The following is a 16,357-nucleotide window of genomic DNA, read 5'->3' as shown; positions in this document are numbered from 1 at the left end:
CGAATTATTCGGCGTTCCCGAATACGGATGCAAATATAGAAGCCTGATTGAAAACCGCAAAGTCTCTTTTTCAATAATTTTTTATCTAAATGCTGTTTTATAGGCTTTTTCGGTATAAATCAGCGGTTTAGTATTTTCTGAAATCTTATATTATCATACGAAACAGGAAAAATTAAGATTAAAGTTCCTGATTTTAAGCCTCGCTTTTATCAATCTGCGGCTACATCATGCTGCATAAGCCACTGCAGGGCCGTCTGGCGCAAGGCTGTGTTCTGCTTATTTACCGAGGTTTTAAGGGCATTGCGGCTGCCTACAAACACTGCCAGCCTCCTGGCGCGGGTAAGTCCTGTGTAGATCAGGTTCCGGAACAGCATATTAAAATGCTGGTTTACCAGGGGAATGATCACTACTTCAAACTCGCTGCCCTGCGATTTGTGTATGGTGATGGCATAAGCCAGCTCCAGCTCCGGCAGGTGCTCCTTTTCATAGGCCACCTCCCGCACCTCCTGGCCGGATGCATAGGCCACAAGGCACGACATGCTCTCACTATCGATGCTGATAATGCGCCCGATATCGCCATTGAATACGTTAAGATCGTAATTATTGCGGCGCTGAATTACCCTGTCGCCCTCGCGGAAGGTGCGGCCTCCCAGCGTGAGCTGTACTTTGCCGCCTCCGGCGGGATTTACCGCCTTCTGTATTACCTCGTTGAGGTTGTGCGTACCCAGGCTGCCCTTGCTCATGGGGGAGAGGATCTGCACCTCGGCACCCTTTCCATAATATTTGGGAACAATGTCCTTATACAGCTTTTCTACCATGTCTACTGCAGAATAGCCCCAGTGCAGCGACGACCAGGGATGCACTCGCTTCAGCACTTCCTGGAGCTCTTCGGTATGCGTATCGGCATGGACAAGCTTTTCCAGGTCCACATGTTCAAATTTTGCAGGGATGCTAAGCTCGCTACTCTTCATGTAAACCTCATCGGGTTCGGCTGCCTGCTGCAGCTCCTCCTCCCGCTCGCGGATATAGGAGCGTTTTACCCGTGATATAAAACGTAGCTGCTCCTGGGTAGCCTCTTCAGAATCTATAAACAGGCAGTCTGATTTTTCTGCCCAGAGCTTAGGATTATGGAAGGGTGAGTCTATTTTAGGCACTGCTCCGCCATTGATCTGGTGGGCGTAGGTAATGATCTTTGACTCCTGTGCCTGCCGGAATACTTTTGTTAACCGGGCGCAGGGCACTACTCCAGAGGCAATCAGGTCTTTGAATATATTCCCTGCACCTACAGATGGCAGCTGGTCGGCATCTCCAATCAGGAGCAGTTGTGCCTGGTTAGGTACTGCCCGCAACAGGGCAGCGGCCAGGTGTACATCCAGCATGGAAGATTCATCGATGATCAGGAAGTTGCAGCTTAGGGGATTATCTTCTTTTTTCTTGAAGCCTCCTGCTGCCGGTTCCCACTCCAGCAGGCGGTGAATGGTTTTAGCTTCCAGGCCAATCACCTCGCTCATGCGCTGGGCAGCTCGCCCGGTAGGGGCTGCTAACAGCACATCTTTGCCCATGGCCTGCAGCAGGGCAACCAATACCCGTGTGGTAGTGGTTTTGCCACAACCAGGGCCGCCGGTTAAGATGCCCATGCGGTGGGTTACCAGTTGCAACACACTGGCTTCCTGCTCGTCGCTTAACTGTATTCCTTTTTGCTGGCAGTAACCGCTAATCCACTGCTGCATTCTTTGCACATCGGGTTTAAGTTTTCCCTTTGCAAGCTGTTTTGCTTTTGCAGCAATGTAGTTTTCGTCATAAAAGATGGAGTGGGCATAGTAGCAGCTAACTACCTGTTCCTCTTCATTGATCAGAAAGCGGGTTTTCAGCTCATCGGCCTTCTCCATGTCCTTTAGCTCGCTTTCTATGCGCTTGGGCTTGTAAAGCGAAATAAGCTCCTCTACCTGCTCCAGGATCTGCTCTTTGGTAAGGTAACAATGCCCTTCTTCGCGGGCACTTTGCAGCACATGGCTAATGGCTGCCTTAACACGGGCCGAGGAGTCTGGTGCCAGGCCAAGGCTTAAGGCAACCCTGTCGGCGCTAAAAAAGCCAATGCCATAAATATCCTGTGACAGCCGGTAGGGGTTTTCTGATACCACTGCCACCGCCTCCTGTCCGTAGGTCTTGTAAATTTTAACTGCAAATAGAGTACTGATGCCATGCGACTGCAGGAACATCATTACATTCCTGATCTCCTGGTGTTCCTTCCATGCCTGGCTAATAGACTTTAGCTTTAGTGCTGCTATACCGGGTACTTCAACAAGTCGTTCGATTTCATGCTCAAAAACATCCAGGGTATCCTTGCCAAAGTATTTTACGATTCGTTTTGCCGTTACCGGACCAACGCCTTTGATCAGGCCGGATCCCAGGTATTTTTCAAGTGCATTTGCTGTTGCAGGCTTGCGTTCTTCTACACGCAGGGCTTTAAACTGACGGCCAAACTTGGGGTGGTTAACCCATTCGCCATAAAAATCTATGGTGGCGCCAGCAAAAACCTTCGACTGGTGTACAGTTACAGCTATTTCTTCCTGCTCCCGGCTAAAGGGGCTCACCTTGAGCACAGACCAGCCAGATTCCGGACTGTGAAAAGTAACCCGTTTTACAATGCCGGATAATTTTTCAAGGGCACTGGCATTACGATCGTCGGTGAGGGGAGATTTCAGCATTTTAATTTTGCTTACCACTTTTCATTTATATAAAATAAACAGGAAAAGTGTTAAAAGCATTTCAGTAGGCTGTTTTTTTAACCAATACAATCCAGGTGCTTATAAGTAGGAGAATGATCGGATGCAAAAGAAGCTACTGCTGTAACTTCAGGTCATGAGTAGTTTGGTATAGCCAGCTTGCAGCTTTAACAGCAATCAACATAGCCTTGCTATTATGATCAGGCTTTCTCATACTAAAGCAGGGTAATTTGCCGGCCAAATGCATCAACTTTTTGCCAGTCGGTATATTCTGCTACTGTGGCTGGATCTGTTGGCCCTTTGGTAATCCACATGATTAACCTGATGAGCAGGCGGTCAGAAAAGCTATAGCGTGGGTAATTGAGCACGCCGGCAAAAACGCCTACAATCTGTGGGTGCCAGGGGATGTTTTTAAGAAACTTGCTCACGTAGGGATTAGTATCTGCACTTGCTTTTTCCGGCTTGCGCGCAACCAGGTTTACAGAAAAGAAAGCATTAGGCTTTGCCGCTAATATGTTCTTATACTGCTCAATAAATCTGTGCACCTTTGCATGGTGCTTGCCATACCTTATACTTGCCCCAAGCACAATCTTATCAAAAGAAGGCAGTCCTGCAGTTGTGTCATCCACAGATAATAATTCAGCAGAATGGTTGTGCTGCTCAATCTGCTGTTTTAAGCGCTGGCATATTTTTAAGGTATGGCCATCTGTGGTAGAATATACGATCAGCACCCTCTTCATCATGATAAATTATTCTGAAGTGAGTGCCTGAATGAGAGCCAGCACGCTTGATTAAAATAGGGCTGCTTTTCAGGAACCAGCTGTATCTGAACTGTATAGATCATCTATTATCTTGCTGAACTTTGTGGTGATAGCTTTACGCTTCAATTTTAGGGTAGGGGTGAGTTCACCATGTTCAACTGTCCATTCCCTGTCCAGCAGCGCAAATTTCTTGATCTGTTCTACCGGGTTCAGTGACTTGTTGAGATGTTCTATACTTCTGTGCATGAGTTCCTGTACCTTTGGGTCCCTGCTTGCTGCTTCGTTGCCGGGATATGCCTGTTCGTGTTCAGCATACCATTCCTTCAGAAAAGTAAAAGCAGGTACAATCAGCGCAGAAACAAATTTTCTGTCAGCGCCCACCACCATAATTTGTTCTATCCAGCGACTCTCCAGCATTTTAACTTCTACAGGCTGTGGCGCCACGTATTTGCCACCGCTGGTTTTAAAGATCTCTTTTTTACGGTCTGTTACCTTCAGGAATTTATTATCTACAATTTCACCAATATCACCTGTATGCAGCCAGTCGCCCGTCATTACCTCTGCTGTCAGGTCGGGCCTGTTGTAGTAGCCCATCATTACCATGGGGCCTTTGCAGAGTATTTCGCCGTCTTCGGCAATCTTTACCTCTACATTGTGCAGGGGAGGACCAACGGTGCCAAACATGCGGTTTGATTTGCTGTAGCGGTTGCCGCTAATGATGGGAGAGGCCTCCGTAAGGCCATAACCCTCCATGATTACCACACCTGCTGCAGAAAAGATCTTTTGTAGTTTTACCGGGCATGCAGCAGCACCAACAATCACAGCTTTTACCTCTCCTCCAAGCGCCTCCCGCCATTTGCTGAAGATCAGCTTATCGGCCAGTGCCAGTTGTGCTTTGTATGAGAGACTTTGAGGCTGCTGAATCTGGTAATTTTTGGCAACGCCTATAGACCAGTTAAATAGAAGCTTTTTTACCCCACTAAGTTCTGCCCCTTTAGCCATAATGCGCTCATAAACTTTTTCAAGCAGGCGTGGCACTGTTGTAAAGATCACAGGCTTAGCCTCCCGCAGGTTGTCGCCAATCGTTTCCATGCTTTCGGCATAGTAAATGGATACACCATTTAGCAGGTAAATGTAGGTGGCAACTCTTTCGAAGGCATGATTTAGCGGCAGAAAGCTTAAAGCCCGCTTACCCTGGATGCCTACCTCCTGTACCACAGGGGTACTGCCCTCTACATCGCTCACAATGTTGCGGTGCGAGAGCATAACACCTTTGGGATTGCCTGTTGTGCCCGAGGTATAAAGAATGCTGGCCAGATCTTCTTCTGTAATACGTTGCCTGATGCTGTTGATGGTTTCGGTAATGGCGGAGTCTGGTGCAATTAGCAGATCAGACCAGTGATCGGCACCGCTGACTTTCTCATAGGTGTATACCTGTTTAAATTCAGGTAACTGCTTTTTAAGCCTGTTAAGCTTGTCCCACAGGTCCCTGTCGTTTACGAATGCCATTTTCACACCTGCATCAGCCAGTACAAACTGCAGCTCCTGATCGCTTATGTTTGGATATATGGGTACCAGAATGGCACCAGTCTGCTGTACAGCCAGATCAGTAATTAACCATTCTGGCCTGTTTTTGCTAAGGATGGCTACCTTATCCCTGTTCTCCACAGACATATCGCCGCAGGATATGCCCCACTTTAAGAGTCCCGAGCTTAGGCGGTTTACCTGCGCTGCAACCTCATGGGTGCTCCAGGTCTTCCATTTACCCTGTTCTTTGCCGGCCAGCATATCTTGTAAAGGGAAATTTTGTAACTGATACTGCAGGCAATCAAAGAGTCGTTTTACGTCTTTCAAGGTCAATCAAGGCAATTATGTTATAAAAAAGGCCAGGGGTGTTGGCGCCGTGCTAATCTATTTTTTTTGTATTACATATTAAACTAATAGGTAAAATTATTTCCCTGCTCATTGTTTTCACCCATGTTGTGCAGGGGTTTTTCGAAAATTGAATTTATACCCCCTGCTGCTATTGCTACAGTAATAAGCCTTAATCTTCAGATGGTGACTCCGGACAAAAAAATGCTGTGAAAAGCTGTTTTTACACCAGCTTTTCACAGCATTCTGCACCGCTGTTCTCAACCTTTTGCTGCAATTCAGGTTAAGAGGTAAACCAAAACAATTTTTTACCATGAAAATTTTTTACCGATCCTCGATTCCCTGCTTATTTGCCTTGCTGATGGTACTGGCCTCCTGCTCTCCTAAATATGGCGCTCATTTTACACCATCACAGCAGGCTCCTAATGTAGCCTCTGTAGAAAAGCAAAGCGAACAAGTTGCTCCACTTGTGGCAGAGAACCCTGCCGATGTAGCTGTGGAGCTAGAAAAAAGAGCCATAGAAACAGGCGCAAGTGATGTTATTTCAGACGTAGCAGTTCCTGCAGAGGTACCTGCAGTAAAAGAAATCACCCCTAAGCAGCAAAGAAAAATGGTGCGTGAGCTAAGAAAAGAGCTTAAGGGTATGACAAAAGAAGAAAAGCAGGCGTTTCAGCACCAGGTAATTCGTCAGCTCAAAGAGCAGCAGCTTGGCATGAAAATGTCTGAAGATCTTCAGAGAGAGCCAGGCGGTAGTGGTATCAATACCGTGCTGCTTACAATTGTCACTGTGTTGATTCCACCTCTTGGTGTTTTCCTGCACCAGGGCGAGATCAATTCTAAGTTCTGGATCAGTCTGGTATTAACCATTCTCTTCTACGTGCCCGGCCTGATCTATTCACTTCTGGTTATTTTCAATGCGATTTAAGCATCAGCAAAACTAAACTGGATTTAAAATTGGAAGCCCCTTTACAGGGGCTTTTTCTTGTCCTTTAAGTACAACTGCAAGCTTTGTTTAGTGGCTGCTACCAGCCGTTGTCTGCAGCGTTGCAGGCTGGTTTCTAAGGGCTCATCTGCAGGGCTTATGCCTGCAGCATGCCAGATGCCTGCCTTGTAAAGCAGGTGGGTAGGCAATTCAAGTTTGCCGCACAGTAATATTAGCGGCTTGCCTGCCTTTGCTGTCTGTCGGGCAACTTCTCCTATCAGCTTTCCCTGCAGGCTTTCCCGGTCTGCTTTGCCTTCTCCGGTAAATACCAGATCGGCTTCGGCAGCTTTAGGAGCGAAGCCTGCCAGCTCCAGCACCATGCCGGCACCAGGGGCAAGGCTTGCATTTAAAAAGGCCAAGGCTCCGGCGCCAAGGCCACCAGCGGCACCACCACCGGCTACTTCTTCTACAGGCTTTCCTAAGTCACGGGCTATTAGCCGGGCAAGGTGTATGGTGCCAGCCTCGAGTATTTCTATCTGTTTGCTGCTGGCTCCCTTTTGTGCTGCGTAAGTATGGGCAGCTCCCCTGGTACCGGTAAGGGGGTTCGTTACATCACAGGCAACTTTAATTTTTACCTTGTGCAGGTTTTCATATAGGTGACTTTTGCCAATCCGGTCAACCTGGTGGAGGCTGCCACCGGTGGGCAGAAAAGGTCTGCCGCCTGCATCCAGAAAGTGATAGCCCAAGGCAGCTGCCATACCCACGCCTATATCATGAGTGGCACTGCCGCCTATACCCAAATATATTTCCTGTGCTCCAATTTCTATAGCGTGCTTAATTAACTGGCCAACACCAAAAGTGGTGGTGTTTAAGGGGGAGCGCAGGTGGTGGGGGATCAGCTGCAGGCCAGCGGCTTCTGCCATTTCAATGTAAGCCTGTTTATGGCGTGGCAACCAGGCATAACTGGCAATCTGTGCCTGCTGCAGCGGACCATTTACCTCCACCTTTATAATCTTAGCCCCGGCATAACCTGCAGCAAGGCTTGCAAAGCCATCGCCACCATCGCTAAGCGGTAATTGCAGTACTTTGGTAGCTGGCAGCGCTGCCCTGATGCCTTCCGCCATGGCAGCTGCGGCTTCTTCAGCACTGAGTGCATCCTTAAATTTATCGGTTGCTACGAGTATTTTCATCTGAGTACTTTCCTCTCTTTTGCTCATACAACTGGTGAGCTACCAGATCAATCAAACCGCTGTGCCCGGTATTGAGCACCTCTAGTTTGTAATCCTTCAGGTAGCGCAGAAGCCGCTGCATGCCCTGTGGGGTCATTATTTTGTCGTAACGGCCCAGGTACATCTCCAGGTTAATGTGGTTATTTTTAATCAGATCAGCAATATGCCGCATGTTGAAGCGTAAGGGGCTAAACACTGTCCAGCTGTTATACACTTTCATGCGTTTTTCGGGATTGCTCATGTGCCAGTCGGCAAATCTGAGAATGCCTTTATCCATCAGGCGGTAACGCTCCAGGTTGTGCATCAGTTTATACAGAGGTTCCGGTTTCTCCACCAGGTTTCGGAAAAAATTCCTGCTCCAGCTGGGGTAGGTAGCCATGCTGTACCAGAAGGAGGTACGTATGCCATCAGGAGCAATCAGGATCAGGCGGTCAATTTTCGGTGCCATCATTTCCAGGGTCGCCAGTACAAACTTACCCCCCATGCTGTAGCCACTCATTTCAAAGCGGTCGATACTATTCTGTTTCAGGAATGAACCCATCATCCTGTGCCAGAATTCGCGGCTAAGGGGTTTGCGCGGGTCTGGCCAAACACTGTGGCCATGGAAAAACATATCAAAACTCCAGATAGTGTGGGTATCTGCCAGTGCCCTGGCAAAAGGGGAGTAGTATTGTCCGTGCTGCCCAAAACCATGAAAAGCCAGTAAAACCTTAGGACCATTGCCCCAGCGCCACCAATGCAGTTTTGCACCTTCACATTCAAAAAATCCATTCATAACAATAGTTCAAAAATGATAACAACCGCTCATCATAAATAAATACGACTCTTCACAATTAAAGAAACTTTAACAATGGAAACTTTGTAAAACAATAGAGTTTCCATAGTTTTGGGCCGTCGAAAATGAGTACAGGAAATAGCGTGGATATACGACAGAACATCATTACAACAGCCGAGGATCATTTTATTCGCTATGGCTTTAAACGGGTTACCATGGATGACATTGCCCGTGAAATGTCTATTTCGAAAAAAACGATCTACCAGTTTTTTAAAGATAAGAATGAGATTGTTTGTGCTGCTACAGAAGAACATTTGCGCAGGGAAGAAGAGCAGATGGACCGACTGGAGCAGGAGTCTGAAAATGTAATTGAGTTTTTGGTGAAGTGCACCAAAATGATACGGCAGCATGTAGCAACGGTTAACCCTTCTGCCATTATGGAATTGCAAAAGTACTTTCCGGATGGCTGGCAAATCTTTTTAAACTATAAGAAGAAGGTTTTTCTGAACTCGCTCATGCGTTCGCTTATCAGGGGACAGGAGGATGGCTATTTCAGGCCTGATTTTAACCCTGAAATACTGGCGATGCTTCGAATGGAAGAAGTGCAGCTTTGTTTTGATAACCGTGTGTTTCCACGCAACCGCTTTGATATTACTGAAGTGCAGGTACAGGTGTTCCGGCATTTTATCGAAGGACTGATGACAGCCAAAGGGCGCGAACTTTTAGAAGAATATAAGAAAAACCTATCACCCCATGAAACCATTTTCTAAACCTCTTCTGCTTTTACTGGCAGTTTTGATGGCAGGGACAGCCGTGCATGCCCAGCAGGCCCCAAAGCGGGTGTATAACCTGCAGGAGGCTATTGCCCATGCCCTGGAGAATAATGCTTCGGTAAAAAATGAAAGGATTAACGAAGGTATAGCCACAGCACAGGTTAAAGAAACAGTTGCTGAGGGATTACCCCAAATTAATGTTGCCGGCAACCTGACCTATAACATACAAAGGCAGGTAAGCTTTTTACCTGGCGATTTTATTGGCCAGCCAGGTACATTCGTGCCAGTAGCATTTGGTACCCCTTATACCAGTAATGCCGGGGCTACTTTAAGCCAGCTCATATTTAACGGATCTTATTTCGTAGGCCTCCAAGCCTCTAAAGTCTACAAAGAGCTTGCGGCTAAAAATCTTGAAAAGGCTAAAATAGAAGTGGCCGAGGCAGTTGCCCTTGCTTATTATGGGGCTCTGGTATCTGAAGAGCGGCTGGAGCTGCTTGCAGTGAACATGGGCAGGCTGGATACCTTATACCGTGAAACTAAAGCCATGAATGAAAATGGTTTTGCAGAAGCCATAGATGTGCAGCGCGTACAGGTAAACCTGAATAACCTGCGCACCGAATACCAGAACGTAGAGCGTTCTATGGCCATAAACCTTAATGTGCTGAAATTCCAGATGGGCATTCCTGTTGACCAGGAAATAGAACTTGCAGAAAACATCAGCGATTATAAACTTGAAGACATTGCTTTTGCTGAAGATGTGCCCTACAGCCAGAGAATTGAATATCAGCAGCTGAACATCAACAGGGAACTGGCACGGCTGGATATAAAAAATACGCGCATGCAATACCTGCCTAACCTGTCGGTTTTTGCCAATGCGGGTTACACTGCCGGTAGAACTACCTTCGGCGAATTTTTTGAGCCTACGGTGTTACGCTCTGAGAATGAGAATGGAGAAGTGATAGAGCAGGTGGTAGATACCTGGAACCCTTATGCAGCGGTAGGGCTAAACCTCAACATTCCTGTGTTCGATGGCTTCTTGAAAGCAAATACCATCAGGCGCAAAAAGTTGATAGCAGACCAGGTAGATATTCAGATCCAGAACCTGGAGAATTCCATTAACCTTGAAATTGAACAGGCGCAAGTTAACCTGAGGAACAGCCTGCAGTCGCTGGAAACCCAGCAGGAAAATATTGAACTGGCCCAGGAGGTTTTCAGGGTTAGCAGCATCAAGTATCAGGAAGGCATTGGCAGTAACCTTGAAGTAATTGAAGCTGAAAATGCTCTGAAAACTGCAGAAACTAACTATTACCAGGCACTTTACAATGCCTTAGTTGCCCGTGTGGCCTATAACAAAGCAACGGGTACCCTATTACAAAAATAAGATTTCCCTACAACCATGAATACACCTAAAATATTTGTGCTACTGGCAGGCTTGGCTGTTTTTGCTACAGCCTGCAATTCCGGAGACGAGATTTCTGAAAAGAAAGCAGCGCTTCAGGAAAAGAAGAATGAACTTCAGGCACTAAAATCAGAAATAGAATCGCTCGAGAATGAGATTGCCGCTGCCGATCCTTCTTTTGGTAAAGAAGTACGTGAAACGCAGCTTGTAACCACCTTACCTGTTAAGCAGGAAACCTTTGAACATTATGTGGAGGTGAGTGGTGATGTGCAGTCAGAGAAAAATATCACCATCAGTGCCGAATCTATGGGTACTGTAGAGCAGGTAGCGGTAAGTGAAGGACAGCAGGTAAATCGCGGTCAGTTGCTGGTAAGCGTAAATGCAGATGTGCTGCGCAACAACATCAGCGAAGTGAAAACCCAGCTGGAGCTGGCAACGGCTGTTTACGAGCGTCAGAAAAACCTGTGGGATCAGAAAATAGGTACTGAGGTACAATTTCTGCAGACCAAATCGAATAAGGAAGCGCTGGAGAATCGCCTGTCGATGATGCAGTCGCAGCTGGCGCAGGCACAGGCCAGGGCTCCTTTTGCCGGTACTATCGAAGAGGTAATGGTACGCGTAGGCGAAGCCGCCAGCCCGGGTGCTCCCCTGGTTAGGCTGGTGAGCCTGCAGGATATGTACATCAAGGCAGATGTTTCTGAAAACCTGGTTGGTGCCTTCAAAAAAGGCGATAAAGTAGAGATTTTCTTTCCTTCTGTAAATAAAACCTACGAATCTACCATTAAGGCTGTGGGGCAGGTAATCAACCCCAATAACCGTACTTTTACCCTGGAGGCACGTTTGCCAAACGATAGCGAATTGCTGCGCCCCAACCTGCTTGCAGTGCTGAAGGTAAAGGATTTTGAAGAAGAGAATGCACTTGTGGTGCCAACCCACCTTATTCAGCACGACCGCAAAGGCTCCTATGTATATGTGGTTGAAGAAAAGGATGGTGTTAAGCAGGTATCAAAAAAACATGTTGAAACTGGATTAAGCTACAACAACGAAACCCTGGTAACATCAGGCCTGCAGGCCAGCGATGTGCTGGTAAACGAAGGCTTCAGGCAGGTCTCTGAAGGCGTGGCCGTGAAAATTGCTCAGGAGAGTGTAGCTGCTAACTAATAAACGACTCCGCCATGGATTCTAACGAAAATAACAAAGCACGGGAATTTGGCCTTAGCAGTGGTGCTGTCAATAACCGTACAAGTATCATCATCCTCACGATTCTGATTGCCCTGGCAGGTGTAATGGCTTACAACATTATGCCTAAGGAGAGCTTTCCGGAAATCAAACAGCCGATGGTGTACATCAATACGCTGTATCCGGGTAACTCACCAGAGGATATGGAAAACCTTATTACACGGCCTATTGAAAAGGAGCTGAAATCGATGGATGGTATCAAGAAGATTACTTCTACCAGCATTGAGAACTATTCCATTATTACAGCAGAGTTCAACACTACTGTAGAGCTTACCAAAGCGCTGCAGGAAACCAAAGATGCTGTAGACCGTGCAAAAGCAGAACTGCCAACCGACCTGGATACAGACCCGCTTGTGCAGGAGTTTGATATCTCAAACTTCCCGATCATGTACCTGAACGTATCTGGCGATTTTGGTATTGATGAGCTGAAAAACTATGCCGAATACCTGGAAGAGGAGATTGAAAAGCTTCCGGAGATCAGTGGTGTAGACATCAGGGGAGCACTGGACCGCGAAATCAGGATCGATGCGGACCCTTACCGCATGGAAGCTAATAATGTAAACTTCAACGATATCAGAAATGCTGTTGAAGCAGAAAACCTTAGCATGTCTGGTGGTAACCTGCTCATGGGCGACTACCGCCGCTCGCTTAGCATTCGTGCAGAGATTGAACAGGTAAGCGACCTTAACAACATAATTGTTAAGAGCGAAAACGGGAACATAGTATACCTGAATGATGTAGCAACGGTTACTGATACCTACGAGGAGCGTGAATCTTTTGCACGTGAGAGTGGCGACCCTGTGGTAACACTTGATATCAAAAAGCGCAGTGGTGAAAACCTGCTGGATGCCTCTGACAAGATAAAGGAGATTATTCAGGATGCCAAGCAAAACCGCTTTCCCGAAGAGCTGCGGATTACCATTAATAACGACCAGTCCAAACAAACACGTAACCAGGTAGAAAACCTGGAGAACTCCATCATTTTTGGTGTAATTCTGGTAGTACTGGTACTGATGTTCTTTATGGGCTTGCGCAATGCACTCTTTGTGGGTATTGCCATTCCGCTCTCCATGTTCCTGGCTTTTATCATCCTGAACCTATCAGGCGTTACCCTGAACATGATGGTGCTCTTTGGGCTTATCCTGGCACTGGGTATGCTGGTAGATAACGGTATTGTGGTAGTAGAGAACATTTACCGCCTCAAACAGCAGGGGTACAGCAATATAAGGGCGGCTAAAGAAGGTGTAGGAGAGGTGGCCTGGCCAATTATTACCTCTACCGCCACTACGCTTGCTGCCTTTTTACCGCTTGCCTTCTGGGGCGGTCTGGTAGGTGAGTTCATGAAGTTCCTGCCCATTACGCTCATCATCGTACTTACTTCATCCCTGTTTGTGGGCCTGGTGATAAACCCGGTTATCTCGGCAATTTTCATGAAACTGCCCGAAGATGAAGCACGCAAGAAGAAAAAGATATGGCGCTGGGCCATTGGAGTTGCCCTGATAGCACTTGTGTTTTACCTGGCCGGTAACCTGGCGTTAGGTAACCTGCTGCTGCTGCTGGCTATACTAATACCAATTAACGTTTACTTCCTGGATCCTGCCACCGAGTGGTTCCAGAACAAGTTTCTGGTGTACCTGGAAGATCTTTACTATAAAATTGTAAAGTTTGCCCTTACAGGCTGGCGACCCTATGCATTTTTCTTTGGTACACTGGCCCTGATGATCTTTTCGGTGATGCTTTACTTTGCACGGCAGCCTAAGGTAGATTTCTTCCCGGTAAATGAGCCGCAATATGTAAACGTTTTTATAGAGCAGCCGCTTGGTACCGATATAGCAACCACCAATGCCTTTACCCAGCGACTGGAGGAAAAGATCATGAATCTCATGGAGCCTTATGATTACATGGTGGAGTCTATCGTGGCACAGGTTGGTGCCGGTACCAGCGATCCTGGTGCAGGCCCGCAAGGTGGCGTTACACCTCATAAAGCACGTATTACGGTTGCTTTCGAGGATTTTCAGCATCGCAAAGGTGTTTCTACAGCCGAGCTGATGGAGAAAATTAGGGAGGAAATGAATGACTATCCCGGTGCAGTGGTAACGGTAGAAAAGAACCGCAGCGGACCTCCGGTAGGTAAGCCAATTGACCTGCAGCTAAAAGGGGAAGACTATGAAAAGCTGATAGACCTGGCAGACCAGGTAATTGAAACCATTGAAAACAGCAATATAAAGGGCTACGAGGGTTTAAAAACCGATCTGGAAACAGGTAAGCCCGAGCTGGTGGTGCGAATAGACCGCGAAAGAGCACGTCGCTATGGATTAAGCACCCAGCAGATTGCCAGCGAGCTGCGTACCTCTCTGTTTGGTCTGGAGGTGAGCAAGTTTAAAGATGGTGAAGACGAATACCCGATACAACTGCGCCTGGAAGACCGCTTCCGCTACGACCTGGAGTCGCTGATGAACAAGCGCGTTACCTTCCGCAACAACCAGGGCCAGATGCGCCAGATCCCTATTTCTGCTGTAGCCAGTGTGGAATATGCTTCTACCTATGGCTCTATCAAGCGTAAAGACCTGGATAAGGTAATCAGTGTGTACTCTAACGTGAAAGAAGGCTATAACGCTAACGAGATTGTTGGTGAGATACAAACCCTTGTTGCAGATATGGATGTGCCGCAGGGCTACGAGGTGAAAATAGGGGGTGAGCAGGAGGAGCAGGCCAAGTCCATGGCTTTCCTGGGCAGAGCCCTGATGATTGCAGTGTTTGCAATATTTCTCATCATCGTTGCCCAGTTCAACTCTATCATTTCTCCGTTCATCATTATGTGTTCGGTATTGTTCAGTACCATTGGGGTGTTCCTGGGGCTGGTGATCTTTAACATGAACTTTGTGGTGATCATGACAGGTATTGGTATAATATCGCTTGCCGGTGTGGTGGTGAATAATGCAATTGTATTGATTGACTACACCAACCTGATCAGGGCCCGCCGCCGTCAGGAACTTGGTATCCCTGAAGATGGCCGTTTGCCTTACGATGAGATTGTAAACAGTATCATCGATGGCGGTAAAGTACGTCTGCGTCCGGTATTGCTTACGGCTATTACCACAGTACTGGGTCTTATTCCGCTGGCAACGGGCATGAACATCAACTTCTTTAGCCTTTTTGCAGAGTTTGATGCTGATTTTTATGTAGGGGGAGATAACGCAATTTTCTGGGGCCCGATGGCGTGGACAGTAATTTTTGGCCTGACTTTTGCTACATTCTTAACATTGGTGATTGTACCGGTTATGTACCTGATCGCCGATAAGATAAGTTACAGAATCAGTAAAGTTTAGTTTAGTTGGTTAATGAGCTCCGGCTCCCACTTGGGGGCAGGAGCTTTTCTATTTTATGGGAAAATTTATTTCAGTGGCCATTTTGGGCCTGATTATTTTTCTGCTCGATCTCTATATGTTCGGCGCCATAAGGCTGCTGACAGAGAACAGCAGTGCAAGTGTAAAACGCTGGGTATTTATTGTTTACTGGGGTTTATCTGCTTTTACCATTGTGCTGATGGCGGTGTACAACCTCACCAACATCAGGGAGCAGGTACCGGAACTTAGGCAATGGATCCTGTTCTGGCTGGTGGCTTATACCATATCCAAAGTACTGGGTGGGTTCTTTTTGTTGCTAGATGATATCTGGCGCTTGTTCATGTGGTGCTGGCGTAAGCTGGTCATCAATGTGGAGGCTCCATCTTCTGCACCGCAGCAACCAACAACCCCTGCAGGCATTACCCGCTCTGAGTTTCTGGCAAAATCTGCCCTGGTTGCAACGGCAGTGCCCATGGTTACCATGGGCTTTGGCATTTTAAGCGGTGCCCACGATTACCGCGTGCGCCACCGCCGTGTGGTATTGCCAAACCTGCCAAAGGCGTTTAACGGCTTTAAAATTGCCCAGCTTTCCGATATTCACAGTGGCAGCTTTTTTAATAAAACAGCTGTTGCCGGTGGCGTGGAGATGCTCCTGGAGCAAAAGCCTGACGTTATCTTTTTTACCGGCGACCTGGTAAACAACATGACCAGCGAGGTACGTGATTACGTTCCGATATTCAGCAAATTAAAGGCTCCCTTTGGTGTGTACTCTACCCTGGGCAACCACGATTATGGGGAATACATACAATGGCCAAGCCAGGAGGCAAAGCGCCAAAACCTGCTGAACATGGTTCAGGTGCACAGGCAAATGGGTTGGGACCTGCTTATGAATGAGCACAGGCGCATAAAAACCGCTGGGGAAGAAATAGCCATACTAGGCGTGGAAAACTGGGGAACCGGCCGCTGGCCCAAGTACGGCAGGTTAGAACAGGCCTATGCCGGTACACAGGATATGCCCGTAAAGCTGTTGCTCTCTCATGATCCTACCCATTGGGACGGTCAGATCAGGCCACTCTTCCCGGACATCGATATTACCTTCAGCGGGCATACCCACGGCTTCCAGTTTGGGGTTGAAATTGGCGATTTCCGCTGGAGCCCTGCCAGCTGGATGTACAAGCAATGGGCCGACCTGTACCAGGAGGGAAATCAGTACCTGTACGTTAACCGTGGCTATGGGTACCTTGGCTTTCCCGGCCGTGTGGGTATTCTTCCAGAAATAACTATCCTGGAGCTGGCATCTTCTTAAGTTACTAG

At 47.4% G+C, this 16,357-nt stretch carries 11 protein-coding genes; 6 read left to right on the top strand and 5 right to left on the bottom strand.

The features are described 5' to 3' along the window. Window positions 1–209 precede the first annotated feature (209 nt). The 3 genes from KWJ01_RS21845 to KWJ01_RS21835 all read right to left on the bottom strand — a co-directional run bounded on the left by KWJ01_RS21845 (window position 210) and on the right by KWJ01_RS21835 (window position 5,341). Window positions 210–2,708, bottom strand: a complete 2,499-nt coding sequence (locus KWJ01_RS21845; RefSeq protein WP_224999241.1) for an AAA family ATPase — start codon at window positions 2,706–2,708, stop codon at window positions 210–212. Between the two features lie 233 nt (window positions 2,709–2,941). After that, complete coding sequence (hemG, locus tag KWJ01_RS21840; protein ID WP_224999240.1) at window positions 2,942–3,469, bottom strand: menaquinone-dependent protoporphyrinogen IX dehydrogenase; 528 nt, start codon at window positions 3,467–3,469, stop codon at window positions 2,942–2,944. 66 nt (window positions 3,470–3,535) lie between these two features. Then, window positions 3,536–5,341, bottom strand: a complete 1,806-nt coding sequence (locus tag KWJ01_RS21835) for a long-chain fatty acid--CoA ligase (RefSeq protein ID WP_224999239.1) — start codon at window positions 5,339–5,341, stop codon at window positions 3,536–3,538. A 331-nt stretch (window positions 5,342–5,672) separates the two neighbouring features. Between KWJ01_RS21835 and KWJ01_RS21830 the strand changes: the two genes are divergently transcribed. Continuing rightward, window positions 5,673–6,284: a YqaE/Pmp3 family membrane protein gene (locus KWJ01_RS21830; protein WP_224999238.1), complete on the top strand. Its 612-nt coding sequence runs from the start codon at window positions 5,673–5,675 to the stop codon at window positions 6,282–6,284. 41 nt (window positions 6,285–6,325) lie between these two features. Here the strand turns inward: KWJ01_RS21830 and KWJ01_RS21825 are convergent, their stop codons facing one another. After that, on the bottom strand, window positions 6,326–7,471 hold the full coding sequence (locus tag KWJ01_RS21825; RefSeq protein WP_224999237.1) for a glycerate kinase: 1,146 nt from the start codon (window positions 7,469–7,471) through the stop codon (window positions 6,326–6,328). Continuing rightward, complete coding sequence (locus KWJ01_RS21820) at window positions 7,446–8,285, bottom strand: alpha/beta fold hydrolase (protein ID WP_224999236.1); 840 nt, start codon at window positions 8,283–8,285, stop codon at window positions 7,446–7,448. Before KWJ01_RS21820 ends, KWJ01_RS21825 begins: the two co-directional genes overlap by 26 nt. A gap of 125 nt (window positions 8,286–8,410) precedes the next feature. Between KWJ01_RS21820 and KWJ01_RS21815 the strand changes: the two genes are divergently transcribed. Genes KWJ01_RS21815 through KWJ01_RS21795 form a run of 5 tightly spaced genes read left to right on the top strand, consistent with a single transcriptional unit; the run spans window position 8,411 to window position 16,349 of the window. Then, window positions 8,411–9,055, top strand: a complete 645-nt coding sequence (locus tag KWJ01_RS21815; RefSeq protein WP_224999235.1) for a TetR/AcrR family transcriptional regulator — start codon at window positions 8,411–8,413, stop codon at window positions 9,053–9,055. Then, on the top strand, window positions 9,039–10,439 hold the full coding sequence (locus tag KWJ01_RS21810; RefSeq protein ID WP_224999234.1) for a TolC family protein: 1,401 nt from the start codon (window positions 9,039–9,041) through the stop codon (window positions 10,437–10,439). Before KWJ01_RS21815 ends, KWJ01_RS21810 begins: the two co-directional genes overlap by 17 nt. 15 nt (window positions 10,440–10,454) lie before the next feature. After that, window positions 10,455–11,618 carry an efflux RND transporter periplasmic adaptor subunit gene (locus KWJ01_RS21805; protein ID WP_224999233.1) on the top strand — a complete coding sequence of 388 codons (1,164 nt, stop codon included), beginning with the start codon at window positions 10,455–10,457 and terminating at the stop codon, window positions 11,616–11,618. 14 nt (window positions 11,619–11,632) lie between these two features. After that, a complete protein-coding gene (locus tag KWJ01_RS21800) occupies window positions 11,633–15,025 on the top strand; it encodes an efflux RND transporter permease subunit (protein ID WP_224999232.1) in 3,393 nt (1,130 codons plus the stop codon). Window positions 15,026–15,080: 55 nt separating this feature from the next. Then, window positions 15,081–16,349: a metallophosphoesterase gene (locus KWJ01_RS21795; RefSeq protein WP_224999231.1), complete on the top strand. Its 1,269-nt coding sequence runs from the start codon at window positions 15,081–15,083 to the stop codon at window positions 16,347–16,349. Window positions 16,350–16,357 lie beyond the last annotated feature (8 nt).

Origin of the sequence: Cesiribacter sp. SM1 (assembly GCF_020178975.1) — a bacterium.
Classification (GTDB): Bacteria; Bacteroidota; Bacteroidia; order Cytophagales; family Cyclobacteriaceae; genus Cesiribacter.
Note: the sequence above shows the minus strand (reverse complement) of the source record. Positions and strands in the feature narration are given on the sequence as shown.